25 protein-coding genes are annotated in these 22,195 nt (G+C 68.8%); 20 read left to right on the top strand and 5 right to left on the bottom strand.

What is annotated here, in order from left to right; all coding sequences use genetic code 11:
• Positions 1 to 118 precede the first annotated feature (118 nt).
• Together LEL84_RS09355 and LEL84_RS09350 are read left to right on the top strand one after the other, a co-directional pair.
• Complete coding sequence (locus LEL84_RS09355; protein WP_374100833.1) at positions 119 to 1,015, top strand: alpha/beta hydrolase; 897 nt, start codon at positions 119 to 121, stop codon at positions 1,013 to 1,015.
• 85 nt (positions 1,016 to 1,100) lie between these two features.
• Entirely contained in the window at positions 1,101 to 1,847 is a 747-nt protein-coding gene (locus tag LEL84_RS09350; RefSeq protein WP_226513884.1) for an alpha/beta fold hydrolase, read from the top strand.
• A gap of 328 nt (positions 1,848 to 2,175) precedes the next feature.
• On the opposite strand, the gene LEL84_RS09345 is transcribed toward LEL84_RS09350, so the two are convergent.
• Positions 2,176 to 3,111, bottom strand: coding sequence for an oxygenase MpaB family protein (locus LEL84_RS09345; protein WP_226513883.1), 936 nt, complete (start codon positions 3,109 to 3,111; stop codon positions 2,176 to 2,178).
• An 84-nt stretch (positions 3,112 to 3,195) separates the two neighbouring features.
• Here LEL84_RS09345 and LEL84_RS09340 point away from each other — a divergent pair, with 84 nt between their 5' ends.
• The 10 genes from LEL84_RS09340 to LEL84_RS09295 all read left to right on the top strand — a co-directional run bounded on the left by LEL84_RS09340 (position 3,196) and on the right by LEL84_RS09295 (position 10,577).
• Positions 3,196 to 4,209: an o-succinylbenzoate synthase gene (locus LEL84_RS09340; RefSeq protein ID WP_226513882.1), complete on the top strand. Its 1,014-nt coding sequence runs from the start codon at positions 3,196 to 3,198 to the stop codon at positions 4,207 to 4,209.
• 100 nt (positions 4,210 to 4,309) lie between these two features.
• Positions 4,310 to 4,543 (top strand): hypothetical protein, encoded by a 234-nt coding sequence (locus LEL84_RS09335; protein ID WP_211538313.1) that lies wholly within the window; start codon positions 4,310 to 4,312, stop codon positions 4,541 to 4,543.
• Complete coding sequence (locus LEL84_RS09330; protein ID WP_226513881.1) at positions 4,540 to 5,172, top strand: TetR/AcrR family transcriptional regulator; 633 nt, start codon at positions 4,540 to 4,542, stop codon at positions 5,170 to 5,172. Before LEL84_RS09335 ends, LEL84_RS09330 begins: the two co-directional genes overlap by 4 nt.
• Positions 5,173 to 5,247: 75 nt before the next feature.
• Positions 5,248 to 6,177, top strand: coding sequence for an SDR family oxidoreductase (locus LEL84_RS09325; protein WP_211538314.1), 930 nt, complete (start codon positions 5,248 to 5,250; stop codon positions 6,175 to 6,177).
• Between the two features lie 11 nt (positions 6,178 to 6,188).
• Positions 6,189 to 6,785: a hypothetical protein gene (locus LEL84_RS09320; protein WP_226513880.1), complete on the top strand. Its 597-nt coding sequence runs from the start codon at positions 6,189 to 6,191 to the stop codon at positions 6,783 to 6,785.
• Complete coding sequence (locus tag LEL84_RS09315) at positions 6,782 to 7,321, top strand: hypothetical protein (protein ID WP_083229300.1); 540 nt, start codon at positions 6,782 to 6,784, stop codon at positions 7,319 to 7,321. Before LEL84_RS09320 ends, LEL84_RS09315 begins: the two co-directional genes overlap by 4 nt.
• 28 nt (positions 7,322 to 7,349) lie before the next feature.
• The gene (locus tag LEL84_RS09310; protein ID WP_226513879.1) at positions 7,350 to 7,988 is read left to right on the top strand and encodes a hypothetical protein; all 639 of its coding nucleotides are present in this window, start codon (positions 7,350 to 7,352) and stop codon (positions 7,986 to 7,988) included.
• Positions 7,985 to 8,557 carry a hypothetical protein gene (locus LEL84_RS09305; RefSeq protein ID WP_226513878.1) on the top strand — a complete coding sequence of 191 codons (573 nt, stop codon included), beginning with the start codon at positions 7,985 to 7,987 and terminating at the stop codon, positions 8,555 to 8,557. The genes LEL84_RS09310 and LEL84_RS09305 overlap by 4 nt, the downstream gene beginning before the upstream one ends.
• Before the next feature lie 87 nt (positions 8,558 to 8,644).
• On the top strand, positions 8,645 to 9,838 hold the full coding sequence (locus tag LEL84_RS09300) for an NAD(P)/FAD-dependent oxidoreductase (RefSeq protein WP_226513877.1): 1,194 nt from the start codon (positions 8,645 to 8,647) through the stop codon (positions 9,836 to 9,838).
• 7 nt (positions 9,839 to 9,845) lie between these two features.
• Positions 9,846 to 10,577 (top strand): DNA alkylation repair protein, encoded by a 732-nt coding sequence (locus LEL84_RS09295; RefSeq protein ID WP_226513876.1) that lies wholly within the window; start codon positions 9,846 to 9,848, stop codon positions 10,575 to 10,577.
• A gap of 86 nt (positions 10,578 to 10,663) precedes the next feature.
• Here the strand turns inward: LEL84_RS09295 and LEL84_RS09290 are convergent, their stop codons facing one another.
• From LEL84_RS09290 to mftR, 3 genes are all read right to left on the bottom strand, one after another.
• A complete protein-coding gene (locus LEL84_RS09290) occupies positions 10,664 to 11,053 on the bottom strand; it encodes a hypothetical protein (RefSeq protein ID WP_226513875.1) in 390 nt (129 codons plus the stop codon).
• A 52-nt stretch (positions 11,054 to 11,105) separates the two neighbouring features.
• Positions 11,106 to 12,164 carry a ferredoxin--NADP reductase gene (locus LEL84_RS09285; RefSeq protein ID WP_226513874.1) on the bottom strand — a complete coding sequence of 353 codons (1,059 nt, stop codon included), beginning with the start codon at positions 12,162 to 12,164 and terminating at the stop codon, positions 11,106 to 11,108.
• A gap of 131 nt (positions 12,165 to 12,295) precedes the next feature.
• Positions 12,296 to 12,913, bottom strand: a complete 618-nt coding sequence (mftR, locus tag LEL84_RS09280) for a mycofactocin system transcriptional regulator (protein WP_058252363.1) — start codon at positions 12,911 to 12,913, stop codon at positions 12,296 to 12,298.
• A gap of 158 nt (positions 12,914 to 13,071) precedes the next feature.
• On the opposite strand from mftR, the gene mftA reads away from it, so the two are divergent.
• The 5 genes from mftA to LEL84_RS09255 all read left to right on the top strand — a co-directional run bounded on the left by mftA (position 13,072) and on the right by LEL84_RS09255 (position 17,088).
• Positions 13,072 to 13,179 (top strand): mycofactocin precursor MftA, encoded by a 108-nt coding sequence (gene mftA, locus LEL84_RS09275; protein ID WP_058252362.1) that lies wholly within the window; start codon positions 13,072 to 13,074, stop codon positions 13,177 to 13,179.
• Positions 13,179 to 13,529: a mycofactocin biosynthesis chaperone MftB gene (gene mftB / locus LEL84_RS09270; protein ID WP_068970107.1), complete on the top strand. Its 351-nt coding sequence runs from the start codon at positions 13,179 to 13,181 to the stop codon at positions 13,527 to 13,529. The genes mftA and mftB overlap by 1 nt, the downstream gene beginning before the upstream one ends.
• 73 nt (positions 13,530 to 13,602) lie before the next feature.
• On the top strand, positions 13,603 to 14,898 hold the full coding sequence (gene mftC / locus LEL84_RS09265; RefSeq protein ID WP_226513873.1) for a mycofactocin radical SAM maturase: 1,296 nt from the start codon (positions 13,603 to 13,605) through the stop codon (positions 14,896 to 14,898).
• Between the two features lie 102 nt (positions 14,899 to 15,000).
• Entirely contained in the window at positions 15,001 to 16,200 is a 1,200-nt protein-coding gene (gene mftD, locus LEL84_RS09260; protein ID WP_068970108.1) for a pre-mycofactocin synthase MftD, read from the top strand.
• A gap of 75 nt (positions 16,201 to 16,275) precedes the next feature.
• The gene (locus LEL84_RS09255; protein WP_068970109.1) at positions 16,276 to 17,088 is read left to right on the top strand and encodes a mycofactocin-coupled SDR family oxidoreductase; all 813 of its coding nucleotides are present in this window, start codon (positions 16,276 to 16,278) and stop codon (positions 17,086 to 17,088) included.
• 240 nt (positions 17,089 to 17,328) lie between these two features.
• Here LEL84_RS09255 and LEL84_RS09250 read toward each other — a convergent pair whose 3' ends face one another.
• On the bottom strand, positions 17,329 to 18,441 hold the full coding sequence (locus LEL84_RS09250) for a CaiB/BaiF CoA transferase family protein (RefSeq protein ID WP_058252357.1): 1,113 nt from the start codon (positions 18,439 to 18,441) through the stop codon (positions 17,329 to 17,331).
• 180 nt (positions 18,442 to 18,621) lie between these two features.
• Here LEL84_RS09250 and mftE point away from each other — a divergent pair, with 180 nt between their 5' ends.
• Genes mftE through mftG form a run of 3 tightly spaced genes read left to right on the top strand, consistent with a single transcriptional unit; the run spans position 18,622 to position 22,195 of the window.
• Positions 18,622 to 19,332 carry a mycofactocin biosynthesis peptidyl-dipeptidase MftE gene (gene mftE, locus LEL84_RS09245; RefSeq protein ID WP_226513872.1) on the top strand — a complete coding sequence of 237 codons (711 nt, stop codon included), beginning with the start codon at positions 18,622 to 18,624 and terminating at the stop codon, positions 19,330 to 19,332.
• Positions 19,329 to 20,858 carry a mycofactocin biosynthesis glycosyltransferase MftF gene (mftF, locus tag LEL84_RS09240; protein WP_226513871.1) on the top strand — a complete coding sequence of 510 codons (1,530 nt, stop codon included), beginning with the start codon at positions 19,329 to 19,331 and terminating at the stop codon, positions 20,856 to 20,858. Before mftE ends, mftF begins: the two co-directional genes overlap by 4 nt.
• Complete coding sequence (gene mftG, locus LEL84_RS09235) at positions 20,855 to 22,195, top strand: mycofactocin system GMC family oxidoreductase MftG (RefSeq protein WP_226513870.1); 1,341 nt, start codon at positions 20,855 to 20,857, stop codon at positions 22,193 to 22,195. The genes mftF and mftG overlap by 4 nt, the downstream gene beginning before the upstream one ends.

Here is a 22,195-nt window from a genome sequence, read left to right as displayed (position 1 = left end):
ACAACCGTGGCATTGCTGATCGTCGTCGAATTACAGTTCGTCGGTGCAGCTTTCACTACGGCCGCGTCGGCTTGCCCGCCGACGTCGAGCCCTCGCGTTCGCCCTCGCGCTCCTCGCGGTGGTCGGCGTGGTCACCATCGGGTCGGGTAACGCGTCCGCGTCGGCCGCGTTCGGCAGGTTCCACGTGTCCGGCTGCGGCATGCCGAGCACCCCGGTCGACACCTGGACCCGGTGGGGCAACAGCAAAACCGTCATCGCTCTCGACGGTCTTCGCGCGACCGGTGACATCAGTGGCTGGCGTCGCGACACGCGTGTCCACCGCATCGCCGACTCCGGCGTCAACGTGATCCAACCGGTCGGAGGTCTCGCGAGCTTCTACACCGATTGGGAAGCGGCGAGCCCGGCCAACAAGGTCGGATATCGCTATCGGTGGACGTGCCGACTCGACACCATCGTGCGCGAACTCGACGCGCGCGGACTCGCCGTCGGCCCGCTGGGCAAATACGCGATCATGGGCATCTCCATGGGCGGTAACGCGGCGATGGTCTACGGGGCGTACCACCGCAAGCGCATCTCGCACGTCTTCTCGATGTCCGGCTACCTGAACCTGTCCGCGCCCACGATGCGAGAGGCTGTTCGGCTCGCGTTGATCGACGCCGGGGTCGGGGCGGGGGTCGGTCCGTTCAGCGCGGACGCCATGTGGGGACCGCCCTGGAGTGACCGGTGGACGCGCAACGATGCACTCGTCCAGCTGCCGCGGATGCGCGGGATGAAGATCCGCATCGGGTCCGGTTCGGCGACATGGGGTCCGCACAACGCCGACGCCGTGGCCTCGGTCAAGGGCACACCGCTGGAGGTGGTGTCGCTCGCGCAGACCCGGTCGTTCGAAGTCGCGGCCGCGTTGCAGGGCATCCCGGTCACGACGGACTTCCCGTCTGTAGGGACACACGCCTGGGGGTACTGGGAGGACATGGTGTGGCGCGCCAAGAACAGCGGCTGGTTCCGCGACCGGTGACGACGACCGGTGAGGTGCGGTCTGCGCGGACGGCCGGGTGGAGTGTGACGGCGCCCGCACGGCCGACGTTCGTAAGCTGACGGTCATGCGTGTTCTGCGTCGAAGCGGCGACCCCGACCTCGCGGTCCGGATCGCGGGGGAGGCCGACCGGGGCGTACCGGTCGTCCTCGTGCACGGGATGGCATCGGACCATTCGACCTGGCGCCGGCTCGCGACGGCACTCCGCGCCCGCGGGCGTGCGGTGATCAGCTTCGACCTCCGTGGACACGGGCGCAGCGGCCGGGCCCGTGAGGTCTACCGGCTCGACGACTTCCGCGACGACCTGGCCTATGTCCTCGACACCCTCGGGATCGCGGTCGCCGACGTGGTCGGCCATTCGCTCGGTGCCCACACCGCGCTGCGATTGGCCATGCGTGAGCCGACGAGGATCCGACGCCTGGTGCTCGAAGAGGTGCCGCCGATGCCCCGCGACGAGGCCGATCTGTCCGAGGGCATCGCCATGCGCGCCACCCTGGGCGAGCAGATTCGTGGGCTGATCGCGCTCGCGCGCAACCCCTTTCCGGTCATCCGCTACGACGGCCGGATGGGCGACCAGATCGTCGCCGAATTCGACGTCTGCGCGCCGCGCTGGTGGTCGGAGCTGCCGGATGTGCAGGCCACCGCCATGGTCATCTCGGGTGGCGAGAAGAGCTTCCTGCCCCCGCGCCACCTGCAGACCCTCAGCGACGCCCTGCCGAACTCGCGGTTCGTCACCATCGAGGCGGGGCACAGCGTTCACCGCGACCGCGCCGAGGAGTTCGTCACCCACGTCGACGGGTTCCTCGGGCACTGACGCCTGCCGGCGTCATCTCCGGTTCGGAACCAGCGAGCCAGCGTCAACTCTGCTTCCTGATCCGAGAGAACCGCGAAACCACTGGCCCACCACTGCTCCCTGAGGAGCGCCCGGAGCTTGCGGAGGGCGCGTCACGAAGGGTCTGCCACGCATGTCACCAAGACCCTTCGTGACGCTCGCAAGCTCGCTCCTCAGGGAGCGGGGGATGGCGCTAATCCGGGGCGGGATGGTGCTCCTCAGGGAGCGGGGGATCGCGCTCGTCCGGGGCGGGATGGTGCTCCTCCGGGGGGCGGGGGATGGTGCTCCTCAGCTCAGAGAGCGGAGCGGGTCAGGCGGGCTTGTTGTGCAGCGGTCGCGGGTCGATCCCGACCTTGCGCCACGCCTCGTAGGCCCAGGGGACGTAGAGGTACTTGAGCGGCAGGCGGTTGATCAACGGGTTGGCGGCCCGCATGAGGGCGGCGAACCGTTGGAAGTTCTTCTCGCGCCTGTCGTTCCACTCGAGGTCGCACACGTCCCGCATCTGCTGGGGCAGCGTTCCGACGACAACGGTGCGGATGAAGGCGTTCAACGGAAGCGACAGGATCTTCCACACGGGCGCGGGGATCTTCTTGGGGCAGGGGAGTCCCTGCCGGATGTAACCGGTGGCGTAGACGATCGTCTTGTGCGGCACGAACCGGTCGAGCATGTCTTCCCAATACTGGACGAACTCCTCGTAGGTCTGCGGCTGCCCGCGATCGCTCACCCCGTAGAGCTGATACCAGACCTTGCTCTCCTCGAAAATCTGGACCTTCTCGGCGTAACTCAGGCGTCGGATGAAGGTGTCGGTGATGTAGAGGACCTGGTCGACGAACGTCGCGTGCGCCCAGTAGAACAACTCCGGATTGAGTGCGTGGTACCGCGATCCGTCGCTGATGGTGCCCTTGATGTCGCGGTGGAAGTCGCGCACCGTGCGACCCCACTTCTCCGGCTCGGTGCTGTACACGGTCCGCATGACCGGGGGGCCGGTCCGCTTGGCCCGGCCGAGGAAGTCGCTGAAGATGATCGAGTGATCGAGCACGGCCTGGCCGAGTTGTTCGATGCAGTTCTCGGTGCCGGCCAGACGCTGGAAGCCCAGCAGTCCGCGGTTGTCGCCGTAGAACTTCCACACGAGCGAGTCGACGCCGAGACGTGGCGAGGCGGCCTCGCCCGCGGTGTCCGGAGTGTCGTCGACGATCATCGGCTCTGCCTCGCGGATACCGGCGTCGAATCCCTGGTTGACTGACATGGCGGCGAGAATATCGCACTTGGAACAAACTTGGAAGGTTGTTCCAACGACGCGGGGTGATCTGTATGCGGAGAGGGAGGACGGATGATGCGGGGCAGGCAACCGGACTGGGCGCTTCCCGACGTCGAGGACGTCCTCGCTTCCGCTGTCGCGGTTCGGCTGCCGATGCGTACGAGATTCCGCGGCCTGACCACGCGCGAGACGATGGTCTTCGCGGGGCCGGCGGGTTGGGGGGAGTTCGGTCCGTTCGTCGAGTACGACGACCCGGAGGCGGCCTCGTGGCTGCGGGCCGGCATCGAGGCCGCCTGGGTCGGTCCTCCCGCCGCGGTCCGCGACACCGTCCCGGTCAACGCGACCGTGCCCGCCATCCCCGCCGACGAGGTCGGCGCATTGCTGCAGCGATACCCCGGCGCGGGAACCGCGAAGGTCAAGGTCGCCGAGCCGGGGCAGACCCTCGACGACGACGTCGCCCGGGTTGCGGCGACGCGGGCGCTCATCGGCAGGGTGCGCATCGATGCGAACGGCGGCTGGACCGTCGACGAGGCCATCGCCGCCCTGCGCGCCATCGGTGAGGTCGAGTATGCCGAACAGCCCTGTCGCACAGTCGAAGAACTGGCGGCCGTGCGTCGGGCGGTCGAGGTGCCGATCGCTGCCGACGAATCCATCAGGAAGGCCGAGGACCCGTACCGTGTCGTCGCGGCCGACGCTGCTGACGTGGCGGTGGTCAAGGTCGCGCCGCTCGGCGGCATGCGCGCAACCCTCCAGCTCGCCGAGAACCTGGGACTCGACATCGTGGTCTCGAGTGCCCTCGACAGCGCGATCGGGATGGCCGCCGGCGTGGCTGCCGCGGCCGCGCTACCGCGCCTGGAGCTTGCGTGCGGGCTGGGCACCGGGTCGTTGCTCGCCGCGGATGTCGCCGCGTCCTTCCAGATGGTCGACGGCTCGGTGGGAACGCGATGGTTCGGCACCGACGCCTCGGTCGACGTGCGCGGACTCGCGGTCGAAGAAGAGCGTCAGCATTGGTGGCGCGAGCGTCTGCGGCGGTGTCACCGCCTGCTGACGATGGACGGGTCGCCCACGGGTCGCGGGCGAGGATAGGAACGCATTTTCCGATCTGTCTCAACGTGGTCTATCATGCGATGTGGGTCACATGCCGACCGTCCGTACCCGGGGCGGCCGTTGCGGGAGGGAGACGATCATGGCCTCGGTTCTGGCGACAGTGCCGGCAGCAGTCGATTCGGTCGGCGTCCCGTCTCCCGACCGCGACGGAACCCCGTTGCACGTCGGCCGGGGTCGCGGTGCCCGCGGACACCGGACCGCCGGGCTGTATTTTGACCAGATGGAGATCACGGAGATCAGACATCGCCGGCTGCACGAAAACCACTGGTCGGCACCCGAGGACTCGCTGCCCGCCACCCGTCGGCGGCGATGACCGTGGCAGGCACCGGAACCAAGGCCGACAGCAGGAATCGGACCTCGACGCGTAAGGTCCGCAACACCGCCAGCCCGGCCGACCAGGAAGCCGCGATCCTCGCGGCCGCCGGGGCGGAGTTCGCCGAGGTCGGTGTCCGCCGCGCGAACATCGACGAGGTCGCCGCGCGGGCTGGAGTGAGCCGCAGCACCTTGTACCGGCGCTTCCCGAACAAGGATGCGCTGCTCTACGCGGTGGCCAACGACGCCTACGAGACGGGCATGCAGAAACTCGAGGCCTCGGTGAAGGGGCTCGGACCCAAGGCCGCACTGGTGGAGGCGTTCGCCGTCGGCGCCGAGTGGGTCAACTCCGACCCGCTGCTGAGCCGGATCGTCCTCACCGACTCCGAGATCAAGAGCGTCACGGCGACGATGACATCGTTGTTCATCGAGATGGTCACCGACCGGGTCGCGGCCACACTCCGCGACGAGGGTGCGCAGATGCCCGTCGAGGATCTGCTGGAAGCCGTCGAGATCCATGTGCGACTGGTGATCTCACTGCTGGAGACGCCGCCGTCGGACCCTGCTCGCAACGAACCCCAGCGCGTTCGGGATTTCGCCGCCAAGTTCCTCGCACCGATGATCTGGTGAAACCCCACCGGAGATGACGGGCCACGCCGGCCCGGTTCCTCTCGTCTGAAGTCCGCATCCACCGAAGGAGATCCAATGAGTCTGCGTGACAAGCTGTCCCGCACACCCGACCACGACGCGATCCGCGCCGCGCTACGGGACAAGGTCGTGGTCATCACCGGCGGCGCGCGTGGCATCGGATTCGAGACCGCGACCCAGCTGTCCGAGGCGGGGGCCAGGGTCGCGATCGGTGATGTGGATTCCGAGGCGGTGGGCAAGGCCGCCGCCGACCTCGGTTGCGAGGGCATCGAGGTGGACGTGACCAAACGCGAGTCCTTCGATGCGTTCCTGACCGAGGTCGAAAACCGGCTCGGACCGATCGACGTGCTCGTGAACAACGCCGGGATCATGCCGGTCGGACCGTTCCTCTCCTACGACGACACGATCATCCGCCGGACCTACGAGATCGACGTCCTGGGCGTGATCATCGGATGCCAGGAGGCGGCCCGCCGGATGGCGCCCCGCCGGACCGGCCACATCGTGAACATCGCATCGACGGCCGGGCGCATACCCACCCCCGGCCTCACCATCTACAACGGCGCCAAGGCAGCCGTCATCGAGTTCTCCGAGGCGCTGGGCGCGGAGCTGGAGCCGCAGGGCGTCGCCGTCAGCGCGGTACTCCCCACGTTCACGCGAACCGCCCTGATCTCCGGCCTGCAGACCAACAAGTTCATCCAGACCGTCGAGCCCGGCGAGGTGGCGTCGATCGTCGTGCAGACGATCGCGCGGCCGGTGGTCCGCGTCTACGCGCCCCGGTCGATGCGGTGGGCGGAGTCGGGCGCGCTGTTCCCACAGGCGATGAAGCGGTGGTCGCGCCGGTTGACCAAGCTGGACTCGATCTTCCTGAGCCCCGACCAGCAGGCGCGCGCGGCATATTCCAGCCGGATCCGCGGTGAGAAGATCGACACCCGGGCGCCGGGCGACAGTCTGACGCAGCCCCAGGAGAGCACGCCCCTGTCGTCGTGAAGAGGGACGGCATGGGTGCTCGGTCGGGGGCGCAGGAGGTGTCCGCCGACCGGGCCGCGAGGCGCGAGCTGCGCGAGGCACTGGACGATCTGCACGCCCTCGAGGTCGAGGCCGGACTCCGTCGGCGCCTGTCGCGGCTCCGCTGGGTCGTCGCGGTCGTGGTCCTCGTCGTCGCGCTCGTGCTCGCGGGGGTGGCGGTGACCGCGTGGCAGCGAGACCGTGAGCGGTACTCCGATGCCGAACTCCAGTCCGCGGCGGCCGACCGGGTTGCGGTGCTCATCGCCCCGAACAGCCGAGACGATCGGCGCGCCCAGCGCATCCTGGCCGGCGCCACCGGCACCTTCTACGACGAGTTCGCCCAATCCGCCGACAGTTACACCGAATTCATCCGGGCCAACGGCACCGTCGCGCAGTCCTCTGTCGACGGCACGGGGATCTCCGTCCGGACCGGCGACACCGCCACGGTCCTCGTCGCGGCCACCGTCGTCTTCACCGGTGGGGCGGCGCCGGCCGAGACCGGCGACCAGGCGCGCAGATTCCGGTTGCGGGTGCTCATCACACCGGCCGACGACACGCTGAAACTGAGTGCGGTGCAGTACCTTCCATGACGCCACCGACTCACACCCCGGGCGTCGAGCCGGTCCCGGGACGCGGAACGACCCGGCCCATCGGGGTGCGAGGTGCCACCATCCGCCTCGCGATCGCGGCGGTTGTCCTGGTCGCGACGCTCGTCGTGGTGCTCACCCTGTGGAATTCGCACCGCACCGGCTCCGACGTCACGGAGAGCCGAGACCAGTTGCGAGCACAGGCGGGAACGATCGTCGCGGACGTCTTCTCGGTCGATGCGGACCGCTGGCAGCAGGACCGGACGCGGGCGCGGGAGCGGGTCGCCGACGAGTTCACCGACAGCTACGGGGCCCAGCTCGATCGGCCCCCGCCCGAGGGGACGTCGTCGGTGACCTGGCGCCCCGAGGTCGTCAGCATCGTCGCGGTCGACGCCGCGGAGGGGGAGGCGCTGCTGCGCGTCGCGGTGACAGTACGTCCGGCCACCGGGCCCGCGACGACCGTCCAACGCACGGTCCTGGCCCGCTACGCGCGGTCGGACGACACATGGCTCCTCGCGGCGGCGGATGTGATCGGATGATCGTCCACCGGAATCTGCGGGTGCGGCGATGACCGAGACCATCACCACGCGAATCGAACTCGCCCGCGCCCGGGTCGACGCGGCGACCCGACGGGCGCGCACCGCCCGGGTCGTCGCCGCGCCGGCGCTCCGGGCGCGTGCGGCACGCCGGACACAGACGGTGCGCCGGACTCTCGTCGGAGCAGCGATCGCGGTGGTCGTCCTCGTTGGCGTCGCCGGCTTTCTTGCGTGGCAGATCCGCGGCCAGCAGGCGGCGACCGAGTTGCAGGACGACGTGCTCGCATCCGCCCGCGGCGCCGTCACCGTCATGCTGACCGCCGACCCGGCCGACCCCGAAGGCTACGTGGCACGCGTGGCGGAGGTGAGCACCGGACCGCAGCTGCAACGGATCGACGCCGCCCGGGAGGCACTGGTGACAGAGGTGGGCGGGCAACGGGGTTCGAGTGTCGGGCAAGTGATCTCGGCCGGGCTCGTCACCGATCCGTCGTCCGACGACATCGGTGGCAGCGTGGACGTGCTCGTCGTCGCCGACGCGACGAACCCGGCGCTCCTGGGCGGGTCGGGGGACGGTTCGGAGATCGACACCACCGGAGAGCGGATCACGGCGCTGATCACCATGACGCGCACCGACGGCGGCTGGAAGATCGCCGAGGCGAGGCGTCCATGACCGCCGCCGACGACCGGGTCCTGCTACCGGCACAGCCGAGTCGAACCCAACGCATCCGCATGCGGCTTCTCATCGTCGCATCGGCGGTATCCCTGGTGGTCGCGGCGATCGCGGGCGCCGCGACCCTGCGCCCCGATCCCGACCCGACCGAGGCGCAACGCAGCGAGATCCTCAGCGCGGCTGCGGCTGCCGTGAGTGCGCTCCTGACCTATTCGCCCGACGACCCCGCCGACCGGCGGCAGGCGACCGACGCGTTGCTGACCGACCCGCTACGCCTGGAGTACCGGAACCGTGGCACCGACGTCGTGGTTCCCGGCGTCCGTGCATCAGCGTTGTCGGTGACCGGCGAGGTCGTCGGTGCCGGACTGCGGGAGGGCGACTCGGAACGCGCCCGGGTGCTCGTCTTCGCCGACCAGCGGGTGACAGCCGGGTCCGGTTCACCGGCACCGGGTGCCGCGAGCCGTCCACCGGCCGAGACGACCTCTATCGCCCGGTGGGCACTTATGCGTAAGGTCGACGGGAATTGGCTGCTGTCCGACCTGCAACCGGTCGGCGACGTGACCCGTTGAGACACGAGATGCCCGCCCCCGGGCGGTCCGCGCGACCGCCGGCGCAGACGGGTGCTCGCGGGTGGGATGACGAAAAGGGGACCAGAGATGAGTGCATCGAGCGCGGGTGTGGTGATAGTCGGGGCCGGACTCGGCGGGATCCGGGTCGCGGAGAACCTGCGGAACAACGGCTTCACCGATCCGATCACCCTCGTCGGAGCCGAAGCGTATCCGCCGTACGACCGTCCGCCGCTGTCGAAGTCGGTGCTGCTGGGCAAGGACGACCGCGTCGATCTCAAACCCGCGGAGTTCTACGAGGACTCCGACATCACGCTGCGACTCGGTGAAGCGGTGACCGCGGTGTCACCGACGGACCGGACGATCACACTGGCCTCCGGCGCCACCGTCGCCTACGACACCCTCGTACTGGCGACCGGGCTCGATCCGCGGCCGTTTCCCGGTCTCGCAGAGAACGTCCGTGGCGCGCACGTGCTCCGCACCTACGACGACGCGGTGGCGCTGCGTGGCGAGATCGATTCCGCGAGCACCGCAGTCGTCATCGGCGCCGGCTTCATCGGATGCGAGGTGGCGGCCGGCCTCTCGGCCCGCGGACTGGCGGTCAGCCTCGTCGAACCGGCTCCGACGCCGCTCGCCGTGGCGCTGGGGGAGCGGATCGGAGCCCTGGTGTCGCGGTTGCACGTGGCCAACGGCATCGATCTGCGGACCGGGGTCGGGGTCGCGAAGATCGACGTGTCCGACGGGCGGGTCAGCGCGGTCGAACTCACCGACGGCACCACCCTGCCCGCCGACATCGTCGTCGTCGGTATCGGTTCGACCCCGGTGACCGGGTATCTGGACGGTTCGGGCATCGAACTCGCCGCGCGCGAGGTCGGGGGTGGGATCGCCTGTGATGCAACCGGACACACCAGCGCCGAGAACGTCTTCGCACTCGGCGACGTGGCGAACTGGCTCGACGAGGACGGGAGGCCGAAACGCGTCGAGCACTGGAACCACACGGTCGAGCAGGCCTCGGTCGTCGCGCACCAGATCACCGGTGGCGACGCGGTCACCGCGTCGGTCGCGTATTTCTGGAGCGACCAGTTCGACGTCAAGATCCAGGTACTCGGCTCTCCGCGCGCCGATGACGAGGTCCACGTCGTCGACGACGACGGCAAGAAGTTCGTCGCGTACTACAGCCGGGACGGCGTGCTCACCGGCGTGGTGGGCGCCGGCAAGGTGGGTGCCGTGATGAAGACCCGGCCGAAGCTGCAGACCCCCACGCCCGTCGCGGATCTGCTGTAGTGACGCAATGACGGATACGCCCACCGCTGCGCGGGTGCGTGATGCGGCAGCCGTGGTGGCCGACCCGGAACTCGCGCTCGGCCAGGCCGCGTTCTTCCAGGCCCGACCGGGGGGATACGGGGAGGGCGATGAATTCCTCGGAATCCGTGTACCGGTACAACGGAAGCTCGCGAAGGGGTTCCGCGGCATCGCGCCGGATCAGGTCGTCGAGTTGCTCGACTCACCGATCCACGAGCATCGCCTGATCGCATTGTTCCTCCTGCGTGAGGAGTTCGACCGCGAGCTACGCCGCGGCGGCGACGGCAAGGGCTGGGTCGACCTCTACCTCGACGCGGTGCGCCGCGGCCGGGTGAACAACTGGGATCTCGTCGACTCGTCCGCCGATCCTGTCCTCGGCGAATACTGCCGGCGCAGCGGCGAACTCGATCTCGTCCTGCAACACGCACGGGACGATGATCTGTGGCGGCGCCGGGTGGGGGTGATCGCGACCTTCGCCGTCATCAAGCACGGCGACCCGGCGGCACTGCTCGCGGTGGCGCCGCTCGTCCGCGACGACCGACGGGATCTCATCCAGAAGGCATTCGGCTGGATGCTGCGGGAGGTCGGCAAACGAGTCGACGAGACCGTCCTGCTCGGCTACCTGGACGACAACGCTGCCCGGATGGGCCGCACCGCACTGTCATACGCGCTCGAGCACCGGACCCCGGAGGAGCGTGCCCACTACCGCGCCCTCCGTTGACCGGCTCCGTGCTCTCGAATCCGATGGCGCCGCTGCGCTTTCTGCTCCCTGAGGTGTGAGGAGCGTTAGCGACGAGCCTCGAAGGGTCAGCCCTCGCGTGCGACCTTCGCGGCGGCCCAGATCATCGGGAACTGGAACGGCAACCGGGCCAGGGTGACGATCTTGTAGGGCAGCGGCCGGTCCCACCACAGCCGGACCATGTTGATGTTGGCGGGATAGACGGCGAGGAACAGCAGCACGGACGCCGCGCCGGCGGCGCGTCGGGTCTTCGGAGCGAGAAGTGCCGCGCCCAAACCGATCTCGGCAACACCGGAAGCGTAGGTCAGCGTGCGGGGGTCGCCGGGGATCTCCTCCGGGATGATCTCGTCGAACGGTTTGGGTGCCACGAAGTGGAGCACTCCGATGCTGATGAGCATCGCGGCGAGGCCACGGGCGAGCTGGACGGGGTCGAGCCGGGAACCGCGGATGGTGCTCACGTCGTCGTTCTCCTTCGATGGACCGGTGACTGCACGAACTCGAACCACTCTCTCAGAATTCGACCTTCAGGGTGTCCGATGTCGGATGCGCCTGACAGCCGAGGATGTATCCGTCCTCGATGTCCTCGGGGTCGAGCGCGCCGGCGTTGTCCATGTCGACGCTGCCCTCGGTGAGAGTGCAGGCGCACGAACCGCACTCACCCTCCTGGCAGGAATACGGGGCATCGAGTCCGGCGGCGAGCATGATGTCGACGAGAGTTCGTGAGCGAGGCCAGGTCAGGGTGTGGGTCTCACCGTCGAGCTCCACCTCGACGGTGGCGGCACCCGCCTGCTCCTCCTCACTCACCTCGCCGAGTTCGACGTCGGCGAACGGGTCGCCGGACAGCGAGTTGTAAACCTCGGTGTGGACGTTGTGGTGCGGGAAGTTCGCGTCCGACAGACCCTTGTGGACGGCATCCATGAACGGGCCCGGTCCGCACATGTAGGCGACGTGCGACGTCGCGTAGGGCGCGAAAGCCGTTGCCAGAGCGGCCGCACTCGGCAGACCCTGGAGTGATTCGAGCCAGTGGACGAGGGTGAGCCGATTTGGGTGGGCGGCCAGGAGTTCTCGGAGTTCGGCGGCGAAGATCACGTCGGCGACGTCCCGGTTGGCATAGAAGAAGACGATCGGTGCGTCGCCCTTCTCGAGGGCCGCCTTGAGGATCGACATCACCGGCGTGACACCGCTGCCGGCCGCGATGAGCAGCAATGGGTTGTCATAGGACTTCGGGGTGAACACGCCCGACGGCGGCAGCACCTCGACCTGGGTGCCGGGGGAGAGGTGGTCGCACACCCAGTTGGATCCGTAGCCGTCGGCGGTGCGCTTCACGGTCACCTTGGGCCGCGGGTCGGTGAACGGCGACGACGCGAGGGAGTAGCAGCGCGCGACCGAACCGGTCTGCTCGCTCGGAATCCGTAGCGTGAGGAACTGCCCCGGTTTGTAATCGGTGAACGGCTTCGGCGAGGCCTCGGGTACGTCGAAGGCGATGGACTTGGCCTCGGCCGTCTCGTCGATCACCTCGGACACCGTGAGGATCACGCTGCGTGAACCGTGAGGGGTCAGGTCAGACATGTGCGCAGTCTCCGCCGTCGAGGACCGGCACCCCGGCCCAAATTAGAACACGTTCTACTTCAGCCTAGCGCAACGACCGGTGTTCCCACGAGGGGCTTGCGGTCGATCACTTGCGGCCGCTGTCAGCGTAGTCACGCCAGGGCCGCCACGCCGTCGGCCACGGTGCGCGCGCCGGACTCGATGAGCGTCTCCAGGTCGGCATCGGGGTCGTCGAGCCATTTCTCGTACGCGGCGAGGGCGGCACCGAGGCACAGCCACCCGATGGTCTGCGGCAGGTGATCGCGGACATCGACGCCCAGCCGGGTCGCGCAGAACTCGGCGATGACCTGACGCCAGTCGGCATAGACGATCATCGAATGTGCCTGCAGCGCAGGCACCCCGAGGAGGAGGGACATACGTCGGCGATGGTTGTCGAGTTCCTCGGCGGGCACCCGGTTGAACGAGACGAGGGCGTCGACGAGGGCCTGCGCCATCGGCGTCTCGGGCGGGATACCGGCGAGGAGGGTGCGTAGTTCGAGGAGATGGTCGTCGAACTCGCCCCAGGGGATCTCGTTCTTCGACGAGTAATACCGGAACAGTGTGCGCCGGGCTATCCCGGCCGCCTCGGCGATGTCGTCGACGCTGGTGTCCTCGAAGCCCTGGGTGGTGAAGAGGCGGATCGCGAGTGCGCTGATCTGCGCACGCGACGTGATGGGGCGCCGGCCCGGCGGGGTACGTGCGGGCTCGTCACCGCGCATCTTCGTGGTCATCGGGACCTCAGCCTATGGGACCGGTGTCGTTCGGATCGGCAGAACCGTCCACCTGGCCATTCGGGCAGTTCGCTCGCAAACGCTGGATTTCTGCACCGAGTGCCACTAAAGTCTGTCGTGATCCACATCACTAACCCACCAACCAGGAGGTATGGATCATGGCAGATCAGTCCGCTGCGACCAGTCACAGCTCGAACGACACCGAACTCCTCGCCGAGTCACTCGTCGAAGAGGTCTCGATCGACGGGATGTGCGGGGTCTACTGATGTCAGCCCCGACATCGAATCCGACCTCCGGCGACCGTTCCGCGGTCGCCGGGGTCCGGTTCGACACCCCAGCCGAGGCGCCCGGTTTCGACACGCTCGAGCCGTGGCGGCTCAATCCGAAGGTCGCTCTGCGGCCGGAACCGTTCGGCGCGCTGCTGTACCACTTCGGTACGCGCAAGCTGTCGTTCCTCAAGAACCTCACCGTCGTCGGCATCGTGCAATCGCTCGCCGACCACGACTCGGCGGAGGCCGCCCTCCTCGCCGCCGGGATCTCGCCCGCCCAACGTCCCCTGTACCTGCAGGCGCTCACCGCGCTCGCCGACAGCGGCATGATCGTGCCCCGCTCCTGAGCGATCAGGCCCGATGTCCCGGCCCGGACGTCCCAGTTCCGAACCGCCAGCCCCGAATGCAAGGACCTCAACGATGACGACCATCGAGATGCCGCCCACAGCAACCGAATTCGCGAGTGCACTCCGGGCGCCCGCGCCCACCGCAGGCGAGGTGCCGAAGGTCGGCCGGCTCGTCGACCAGTTCGAGAAGGGTCTCGACGCGCCCATCTGCCTCACCTGGGAACTGACCTATGCGTGCAACCTCGCGTGCGTGCACTGCCTGTCGTCGTCGGGCAAACGCGATCCCCGCGAGCTGTCCACCGAACAGTGCAAGGCGATCATCGACGAGCTGCAGCGGATGCAGGTCTTCTACGTCAACATCGGCGGCGGCGAACCGACCGTTCGCCCGGACTTCTGGGAGCTCGTCGACTACGCCACCAGCCATCAGGTGGGGGTGAAGTTCTCCACCAACGGCCTGCGCATCGACAAGAAGGTGGCCGCGAGACTCGCGGCGTCGGATTATGTCGACGTCCAGATCTCGCTGGACGGGGCGACCGCGAAGGTCAACGACGCGGTCCGCGGTCCGGGTTCGTTCGACATGGCCGTCCGTGCACTGGAGAACCTGGCAGAGGCGGGTTTCGCCGACGCCAAGATCAGCGTCGTCATGACACGACAGAACGTCGCGCAACTCGACGAGTTCAAGGCGCTCGCCGACCGCTACAACGCCACGCTGCGCATCACCCGGTTGCGTCCCTCCGGCCGGGGCGCCGACGTGTGGGATGACCTGCATCCGTTGCCGCACCAGCAGCGCGAACTCTACGACTGGCTTGTCGCACACGGTGATCGAGTGCTGACGGGTGACTCGTTCTTCCACCTGTCGGCGTTCGGTTCCGATTCCGGCGGCGGCCTCCCCGGCCTCAATCTGTGTGGTGCGGGACGCGTGGTCTGCCTCATCGACCCGGTCGGCGACGTGTACGCGTGCCCGTTCGCGATCCACGAGAACTTCCTCGCCGGGAACATCCTGTCCGACGGCGGTTTCCAGGAGATCTGGCAGCGGTCGGACCTGTTCACCGAATTGCGCGAACCGCAGAACGCCGGCGCCTGCACGAAGTGCGCGCATTTCGACGCCTGCCGCGGCGGGTGCATGGCCGCGAAGTTCTTCACCGGCCTACCGCTCGCCGGCCCGGACCCGGAGTGCGTGCAGGGTTACGGTGAGGAACTCCTCGCCGGCGACCGCACGAAACCGACCGCCAACAAGGACCATTCACGCGGCACGCCGCTGACCCTGATGACCCGGCGGCCCGACGGCGACCTGACCCCGGTGGCCTCGCGTCCCACCAAGTCCTGTGACGAGAACCCGCTCGCCGGGTTCACCCCCGCCGCGCGGTAGATCGCCCGCGGTACACCACGGGGCGCGCCGTCGTCAGAACCGGCGCCCCGTCTCCATGAGAGCCAACCGGTCTCCATGGATGGATCAATGAGTAGGAAGAACATGTCTGCCAACCCCTGGGCCCGTAATCCCTGGTTCGAGACCGTCACCGAGGCGCAGCGCCGGGCCAAGAAGCGGCTGCCCAAATCGGTGTACTCGTCGCTGGTCGCCGGTACGCAGGCCGGTGTCACCGCGGACGACAACGTCCGCGCGTTCTCCGAACTGGGCTGGGCGCCGCACGTCGTCGGTGCGCAGTCCGATCGCGAGGTGACGACAACGGTGATGGGAGAGGAGATCTCGTTCCCGGTGATGATCTCGCCGACCGGTGTCCAGGCCGTGGATCCGGACGGTGAGGTCGCGGTGGCCCGCGCTGCCGCGGCGCGTGGCACGGCGATGGGGCTGTCGAGCTTCGCCTCGCACGCGGTCGAGGAGGTCACCGCCGTCAACGACAAGGTCCACTTCCAGATCTACTGGCTCGGCAGTCGCGAGGAGATCCTCGCCCGAGCCGAGCGGGCAAAGGCGGCCGGTGCGAAGGGTCTCATCGTCACCACCGACTGGGTGTTCAACGTCGGGCGCGACTGGGGTAGCCCCGAGATCCCTGAAAAGGTCGACTTGAAGGCGCTGCTGCGCCTGGGGCCCGAGATCGCGGTCAAGCCGCGGTATGCGCTCGACTGGGTCAAGGGCGGCAAGATCAACATCCCCGACCTGACCGCACCCAACCTCACGCCGCAGGGTGTGCCCGGGCCGACGTTCTTCGGCGCCTACGGGTCATGGATGAACACTCCGCCGCCCACGTGGGAAGACCTGAAGTGGTTGCGCGAGCAGTGGGATGGGCCGTTCATGGTCAAGGGCATCACCCGCCTCGACGATGCCAAGCGTGCGGTGGACATCGGCGCGACCGCTCTGTCGGTGTCCAATCACGGTGGCAACAACCTCGACGGCACCCCCGCCACGATCCGCCTTCTCCCCGACATCGCGACGGCCGTGGGCAACGACATCGAGGTCCTGCTCGACGGTGGTATCCGACGCGGCAGCGATGTGGCCAAGGCGTTGGCGCTCGGAGCCCGCGCGGTCATGATCGGCCGTGCGTACCTCTGGGGGCTCGCGGCCAACGGCCAGGCCGGTGTGGAGAACGTGCTGGATCTCCTGCGCATGGGGCTCGACGGTGTGCTGATGGGTCTCGGGCACAAGAGCGTGCACGAGCTGTCGGCCGCCGACCTCGTCGTTCCCGACGGTTTCACCCGCTCGTTCGGGAGCATCTGACCCGTCTTCCGATGACGCTGGGGATGTGCCCGCGAACCCTGGGGAACCAGAACTAGAACGTGTTACAGTTCTGCCATGGGACAGTTCGACGGCAAGGTCGTCTACATCACCGGCATCGCCCGAGGTCAAGGTCGCAACCACGCGATCCGGTTCGCTCGCGAGGGGGCCGCGATCGTCGGCCTGGACATCGCTGGTCCGATCATCGACCATGCGACCTACCCCGCGGCCACCGCCGACGACCTCGCCGAGACGATCCGTCTCGTCGAGGGCGTCGGTGGGAAGATCCTTGCGCGACAGGGGGATACGCGGGACCTCGCCTTCCAGCAGCAGCTCGTGGCCGACGCCGTCGAGCAGTTCGGCCGGCTCGACCACGTGGTCGCCAACGCCGGCGTGCTGACCTGGGGCAAGGTCTGGGAGCTCAGTGAAGAACAGTTCACCGACGTCGTCGACATCAACCTCGTCGGTGCGTGGAAGACGCTGAAGGCCACCATCCCGGCAATGCTCGAGGCGGCCAACGGCGGCTCGATCACTGTGATCAGTTCGGTTGCGGGCCTGAAGGCGATGCCGATGCAGGCGTCGTACTCGGCGTCGAAGTACGGCCTCGTCGGACTGACGCAGACGACCGCCAAAGAGCTCGGGCATCACCGCATCCGGGTGAACAGCGTGCACCCCTACGCCGTCGACACCCCGATGGGCGTCGCCGACACCGAGGCCCACCGGATCTTCGGAATCCCATGGGTCAACCCGCATTTCACATCGATCCTCGACTACCATCCGGTCGCCGCGCTCGACGAGATCTCCGACGCCGTCCTCTACCTCGCGTCCGACAGTGCCAAGGGGATCACCGCGGCCGAGTTCCAGATCGACATGGGGCATTCGAAGGTCTGACGCCGCGCGGCCGCGAAAGAACCCCTGCGTTCGAGGGCGAGTGGCCGATTCATCTGCTCCCTGAGGTGCGAGCGAAGCGAGCCACGAAGGGCGACGTGAGTTGTCGCCCTTCGTGGCTCGTCGACCTCGACGCGCTCCTTCGTCGCTTGCTCGGCCCGGCGGCTTTCGCTCCTCGCACCTCGGGGAGCAATGGGCGGGTCGCCACCGCTTCTCCCGCACGGAGAAGCGGTGGCGGGACCCTCAGTCGGCCCAGAGCGTCGACGGATCGGTCGCCTCGGTGGTCGGGCCCGTGGGGGTCTCCGGCTTGGTGCGCGAGAAGCGCGGTGCCACCTGGGCCTGGGTCACGCCGTCGATGTCGACGAGGTTGGCGCGGGCGGCCATGTGGGCGTCGGCGGGTGCCTCGGCGAAGGTGAGGACCGGCGAGGTGCAGGCGTCGGTGCCCTCGAAGACCGCGGCCCATTCGTCGCGGGTACGCGACTTGAAGGTCTCGGTGAAGATCTCCTTCAGCTTCCCCCACTGGGCGATGTCGTTCTGGTCCGGCAGGTCGGCGTCGGTGAGTTCGAGGCCCTTGAGCAGCTCGGCGTAGAACTGCGGCTCGATCGCGCCGACCGCCATGTACTTGCCGTCGGAGGTCTCGTAGACCTCGTAGTACGGAGCGCCGGTGTCGAGCATGTTCACACCCCGGGTGTCGCTCCACAGTCCGGTGCCGCGGAACGCCCACATCATCTGTCCCAGAACGGAAGCGCCGTCGACCATGGCCGCGTCGACGACCTGTCCCCGGCCGGACACCCCGCGCTCGAGCAGTGCCGCGAGCACACCGACGACGAGGAACATCGAACCGCCGCCGAAGTCACCGGCCAGGTTGAGCGGGGGCACGGGACGATCGTCCTTGCGTCCGATGGCGTGCAGCATGCCCGTGAGCGAGATGTAGTTGATGTCGTGGCCGGCGAGGTTGGCACGGGGTCCGTCCTGTCCCCAGCCGGTCATGCGCCCGTAGACGAGGCCGGGATTGACCTTCTCGAGGTCGTCGGGTCCGAGTCCGAGCCGTTCCATCACGCCGGGACGGAAACCCTCGAGGATCACATCGGCCTTGGCGACGAGGCCGAGAATGGTCTCCCGGTCGTTGTCGTCCTTGAGATTGGCCTCGACGACGCGTCGGCCGCGGAGCAGAGCATCGGCATTGCGGCCGGGCTTGGGCAGCGACCCCGGACGCTGAACGCGCACGACGTCGGCGCCGAGATCGGCCAGCAGCATGGCGGCATGCGGACCGGGGCCGATACCGGCGAACTCGATGACCCGGATCGAACTCAGTGGGCCGGGCTTGCCGCTGTCGTGTGGTGTGGCACTGCTCATGGGTGTCGTCCTCCCGATCGTTGTTCGCGCACTGTGTCAGGTATCACTGGATGCTCTCAGCATTCCACAACCGATCGAACGCTCGTCAGAGTGGTGGTTCGCGACATCTGGACGCGTTTTTCGCTCCGTTTTTCGGGCGAGACCGACACACTCGCAGGCACCGTCGCTAGCATTGGTCGAATGACGGTGCCATCGGCGTTGGGGCAGTGCAACTGGCCAGACCTCGATGGGCAGGTGATCACCCTGCTGGTGCCCCTCGGTTCGGTCGAGCAGCACGGGCCCCACCTCCCGCTCGACACCGACACGCGTATCGCGGCGGCGATCGCCGAGCGCGTCTGCGGACGATCGAAGGCCTCCGGACTCCTGTGCGCACCGGACCTGAACTACGGCGCCAGCGGCGAACACGAGGGCTTCGCCGGGACCATCTCGATCGGGCACGAGGCGTTGCGCGGCCTCCTCGTCGAGTACGGCCGCAGTGCGTGCCGATGGGCGGCGCGCGTGGTGTTCGTCAACGGACACGGCGGGAACACCCGGACGCTGATCGAGGCGGTGACCCGACTCCGCTACGAGGGCCGGGACGTCGCCTGGTTCCCGTGCGCTTTCGACGGCGCCGACGCCCACGCGGGATTCACCGAAACATCTGTGCTGCTGCATGTTTCGCCGTCCGTCGTGGATCCCGACCGTGCCGTGGCGGGCAACCGGGAGCCGGTGGGGGCGCTGATGGGGGCGATGCGGTCGGGCGGTGTCGCCGCCGTGAGTCCCAACGGTGTCCTCGGCGACCCGGAGGGCGCGAGCGCCGAGACGGGGGCGGGTCTGGTCGACGGGGTGACCGACCGCCTGTGGGCCGCCCTGGAGTCGTGGCAGATCGACGATCTGGGGCGCCTGGGATGACGGCCCTCGACGACTCGGCCCCACGACGCTGGGCCGGGAACCAGGACGCGGACGACGCCTCCGCCCGGGACGACTCGGAGTCCGTCGAACCCGGAGCGCACTCGGACGCCGACGCGACTCCGGGGCCGCGCACCGATCTGCCCGACGGCTTCCAGGTGCAGATCGACCTGCGCTGTGCCAAGGCGGGCGACTTCCGGTATCTGGTCGGCGGTTCGCCGACGCGGCTGCTGCGCATGTCCGACACCGCACTCGGGATGACCTCCGAGGACGGTCGGATCGAGGTGTGCGACAACGTAACCCGACGACTGGCGCGCGCACTGCTGGACGCGGGGATCGCCAATCCCCGGCCCATGTTCGGGCCGCAGCCGCAGGACGTGACCGTGGTCGTCCCGGTCCGGGACAACCAGGCTGGCATCGATCGCCTGCTCGACGCCCTCGACGGGCTGACGGTCATCGTCGTGGACGACGGCTCCGCGACCCCGATCGTGGCGGACCGGCCCACGGCGCGGGTCCTGCGCTTCGACGACAACCGTGGTCCGTCCGCGGCGCGCAACGCGGGGGCGGAGGCCGCGACGACCGACTTCGTCGCATTCCTCGACTCCGACGTCGTGCCCGACCCGGATTGGCTCACCATCCTGCTGACGCACTTCTCCGACCCCACGGTCGGGCTCGTCGCGCCGCGCATCGTCGGATTGCAGTCCGACGCGGCGGTGGCGTCATCGCTGGCCGAGCGGTACGAGAACGGGTGGTCCTCCCTGGACATGGGACCCGAGGAGTCCGCGGTGGCGCCCTCGACCCGGACCCCGTATGTGCCCAGCGCCGCGATGGTGGTGCGGCGCAGCGCTTTCTGCGGTTTCGACGAGTCGCTGCGGGTGGCCGAGGATGTCGACGCGTGCTGGCGGATGCACGCGGAGGGGTGGCGGATCCGTTACGACCCGGTGGCTCGTGTGGCCCATGAGCACCGCGCTGACCTGCGCTCGGTGCTCTCGCGTCGCTGTTTCTACGGCACCGGCGCCGCACACCTGGCCTCCCGGCACGGTGACCGGGCGGCGCCGATGAAGATGTCGGTTCCGATGGCCGCCGCGGTGGTGGCGTTGCTGTCGCGGACGCGGTTCGGTGCCGCCCTGGCGATGATCATCCTCACCCATCTGGCGGTTCGGATGCGGCGGCGACTGGGCGACCTGCCGTCGGCCCCGCTGGTGTCGGCGCAGATGACCGGACGAGCGGCCGGGTTCGGACTGCTACAGGCCGCGGACGCCATCTGCCGTCACTATTGGCCGGTGGCGGTGTTGCTCGCCCTCGTGTCCAAGCGTTTCCGCACCCTCGCCGTGCAGGTGGCGATCGTCGAGGGGGTGGTGTCCTGGGTCCGGGATCTGCTCGCCGATCCGACCAGTCCGCCCACGCTCGGCCCGCTGCGCTACATCCTCATGCACCGGCTCGACGACCTGGCCTACGGTGCGGGCCTGTGGCAAGGCGTCATCACCCACCGAGACCCGGAAGCGTTGCGCCCGGTCATCTCTCGATGACGACGACCGACCGGTCGCTCACCGCCGACGTCGTCATCGTCGGCGCCGGCAGCGCCGGATGCGTGCTCGCCGAGCGGCTCTCGCGGAACCCCGACCGTACGGTCGTGCTGCTGGAACGCGGTCCGGGAGGCCTGCCGACCCCCGCGGACCTCGAGCTGTCTCGGCTACCGATCGACGACGCCGCCCCGCACGCGGTCCGCCACGACACGAACCTCGGGGTGTCGGCGGCCCGCGGGTCGGCTCTCGGCGGTTCGTCGGCGGTGAACGGCGGGTACTTCCTCAGGTGGCATCGCGACGACTTCGGAACGTGGCCGGCCGGGTGGGGGCTCGACGCCATCGCCGATGCGTACGACGAACTGGACGCGCCCGGCGGCACCATGGGTGTCGAACCCGTCGCCGACGACGAACTCGGAGACGCCGGAACCGCTTTCGAGCGCTACTGGACGGCGCGGGTGCCGGTCCGTCCGCTCGCGCAGCGGTGGCCGGTGGTCGGGCTCAACCGGGTGCCGATCAATCGGAGCGGGCTCGCGCGCCGCTCGGCGGCCGACGCGTACCTCGTCCCGGCGCTGTCGCGACCCAACCTCCGGGTCGTGACCGGTTGCACGGTGGACCGTGTGGCGTCGGCCGGGGGTACGACGGTGACGGGCGTGCACGCGGGCTCGCTCACGGTCGGCGCGGGCGAGGTGATCCTCGCCGCGGGCACCCTCGGCACCGCGGGGATCCTGTTGCGTTCGGAGTTGCCCGCACTCGACATCGGGGGTCGCGCAGGTGCCCGTTCGCTGGGTGCCGGGGAGCATCGAGGCCTGGCGGTGTCGTACGCCAGGCGGACACCGGCGGGGCCGGGCATGGTGTTGCCAACGGTGGTGCACACCGACAGCGGTCTCGAAATACGCTGTTATCGAGATGATTTCGCCTCGTACATACGCGGCCTGCGCGCCTGGGGTCCGATCGTCGAGGTGACCGCGATGAGGCATTCGGCGGTACGGATCGTCGCCGACGGCGCCGCTGTACGGCTGGCGTTCGACGAGCCCGACCCGGCCACCGCCGTCGCGCTGCGGACGGCGGCCGCGGAGGTCGTGGAGATGCTGCGCGCGCCCGAGTTCGCCGACGTCGTCGTCCCGGGGAGCGTGCGGATCGCCGATCGGGCGGGGTTCTCCCAGCACGCGTGGGGGACGATGCCGATGGGCGTCCGGACCGATTGGCTCGGCGGGGTGTACGGGGTTCGCGGACTCCGGATCGTCGACGGGTCCATTCTGCCCAGCAGCGGGCGCAGTGGCCCGCACGCGACGATCATGATGATGGCATGCCGGATCGGTGATGTACTCGCGCAACGGTGA

It is taken from the genome of Gordonia sp. WA4-43 (assembly GCF_020520305.1).
Lineage (GTDB): Bacteria > Actinomycetota > Actinomycetes > Mycobacteriales > Mycobacteriaceae > Gordonia > Gordonia hongkongensis.
This window is presented reverse-complemented; position numbering and strand designations above follow the sequence as displayed.

What these genes read in the sequence shown, in the direction of transcription:
- LEL84_RS09340 (WP_226513882.1), top strand. Translation starts at nt 3,196, where the DNA reads ATGATGCGGGGCAGGCAACCGGACTGGGCGCTTCCCGACGTCGAGGAC.
- mftD (WP_068970108.1), top strand. Translation starts at nt 15,001, where the DNA reads ATGTCTGCCAACCCCTGGGCCCGTAATCCCTGGTTCGAGACCGTCACC.
- mftA (WP_058252362.1), top strand. Translation starts at nt 13,072, where the DNA reads ATGGCAGATCAGTCCGCTGCGACCAGTCACAGCTCGAACGACACCGAA.
- mftG (WP_226513870.1), top strand. Translation starts at nt 20,855, where the DNA reads ATGACGACGACCGACCGGTCGCTCACCGCCGACGTCGTCATCGTCGGC.
- LEL84_RS09315 (WP_083229300.1), top strand. Translation starts at nt 6,782, where the DNA reads ATGACGCCACCGACTCACACCCCGGGCGTCGAGCCGGTCCCGGGACGC.
- LEL84_RS09295 (WP_226513876.1), top strand. Translation starts at nt 9,846, where the DNA reads ATGACGGATACGCCCACCGCTGCGCGGGTGCGTGATGCGGCAGCCGTG.
- LEL84_RS09305 (WP_226513878.1), top strand. Translation starts at nt 7,985, where the DNA reads ATGACCGCCGCCGACGACCGGGTCCTGCTACCGGCACAGCCGAGTCGA.
- LEL84_RS09310 (WP_226513879.1), top strand. Translation starts at nt 7,350, where the DNA reads ATGACCGAGACCATCACCACGCGAATCGAACTCGCCCGCGCCCGGGTC.
- mftF (WP_226513871.1), top strand. Translation starts at nt 19,329, where the DNA reads ATGACGGCCCTCGACGACTCGGCCCCACGACGCTGGGCCGGGAACCAG.
- LEL84_RS09350 (WP_226513884.1), top strand. Translation starts at nt 1,101, where the DNA reads ATGCGTGTTCTGCGTCGAAGCGGCGACCCCGACCTCGCGGTCCGGATC.
- mftC (WP_226513873.1), top strand. Translation starts at nt 13,603, where the DNA reads ATGACGACCATCGAGATGCCGCCCACAGCAACCGAATTCGCGAGTGCA.
- LEL84_RS09250 (WP_058252357.1), bottom strand. Translation starts at nt 18,441, where the DNA reads ATGAGCAGTGCCACACCACACGACAGCGGCAAGCCCGGCCCACTGAGT.
- LEL84_RS09285 (WP_226513874.1), bottom strand. Translation starts at nt 12,164, where the DNA reads ATGTCTGACCTGACCCCTCACGGTTCACGCAGCGTGATCCTCACGGTG.
- LEL84_RS09335 (WP_211538313.1), top strand. Translation starts at nt 4,310, where the DNA reads ATGGCCTCGGTTCTGGCGACAGTGCCGGCAGCAGTCGATTCGGTCGGC.
- LEL84_RS09320 (WP_226513880.1), top strand. Translation starts at nt 6,189, where the DNA reads ATGGGTGCTCGGTCGGGGGCGCAGGAGGTGTCCGCCGACCGGGCCGCG.
- LEL84_RS09300 (WP_226513877.1), top strand. Translation starts at nt 8,645, where the DNA reads ATGAGTGCATCGAGCGCGGGTGTGGTGATAGTCGGGGCCGGACTCGGC.
- mftR (WP_058252363.1), bottom strand. Translation starts at nt 12,913, where the DNA reads ATGACCACGAAGATGCGCGGTGACGAGCCCGCACGTACCCCGCCGGGC.
- LEL84_RS09325 (WP_211538314.1), top strand. Translation starts at nt 5,248, where the DNA reads ATGAGTCTGCGTGACAAGCTGTCCCGCACACCCGACCACGACGCGATC.
- mftE (WP_226513872.1), top strand. Translation starts at nt 18,622, where the DNA reads ATGACGGTGCCATCGGCGTTGGGGCAGTGCAACTGGCCAGACCTCGAT.
- mftB (WP_068970107.1), top strand. Translation starts at nt 13,179, where the DNA reads ATGTCAGCCCCGACATCGAATCCGACCTCCGGCGACCGTTCCGCGGTC.
- LEL84_RS09345 (WP_226513883.1), bottom strand. Translation starts at nt 3,111, where the DNA reads ATGTCAGTCAACCAGGGATTCGACGCCGGTATCCGCGAGGCAGAGCCG.
- LEL84_RS09255 (WP_068970109.1), top strand. Translation starts at nt 16,276, where the DNA reads ATGGGACAGTTCGACGGCAAGGTCGTCTACATCACCGGCATCGCCCGA.
- LEL84_RS09330 (WP_226513881.1), top strand. Translation starts at nt 4,540, where the DNA reads ATGACCGTGGCAGGCACCGGAACCAAGGCCGACAGCAGGAATCGGACC.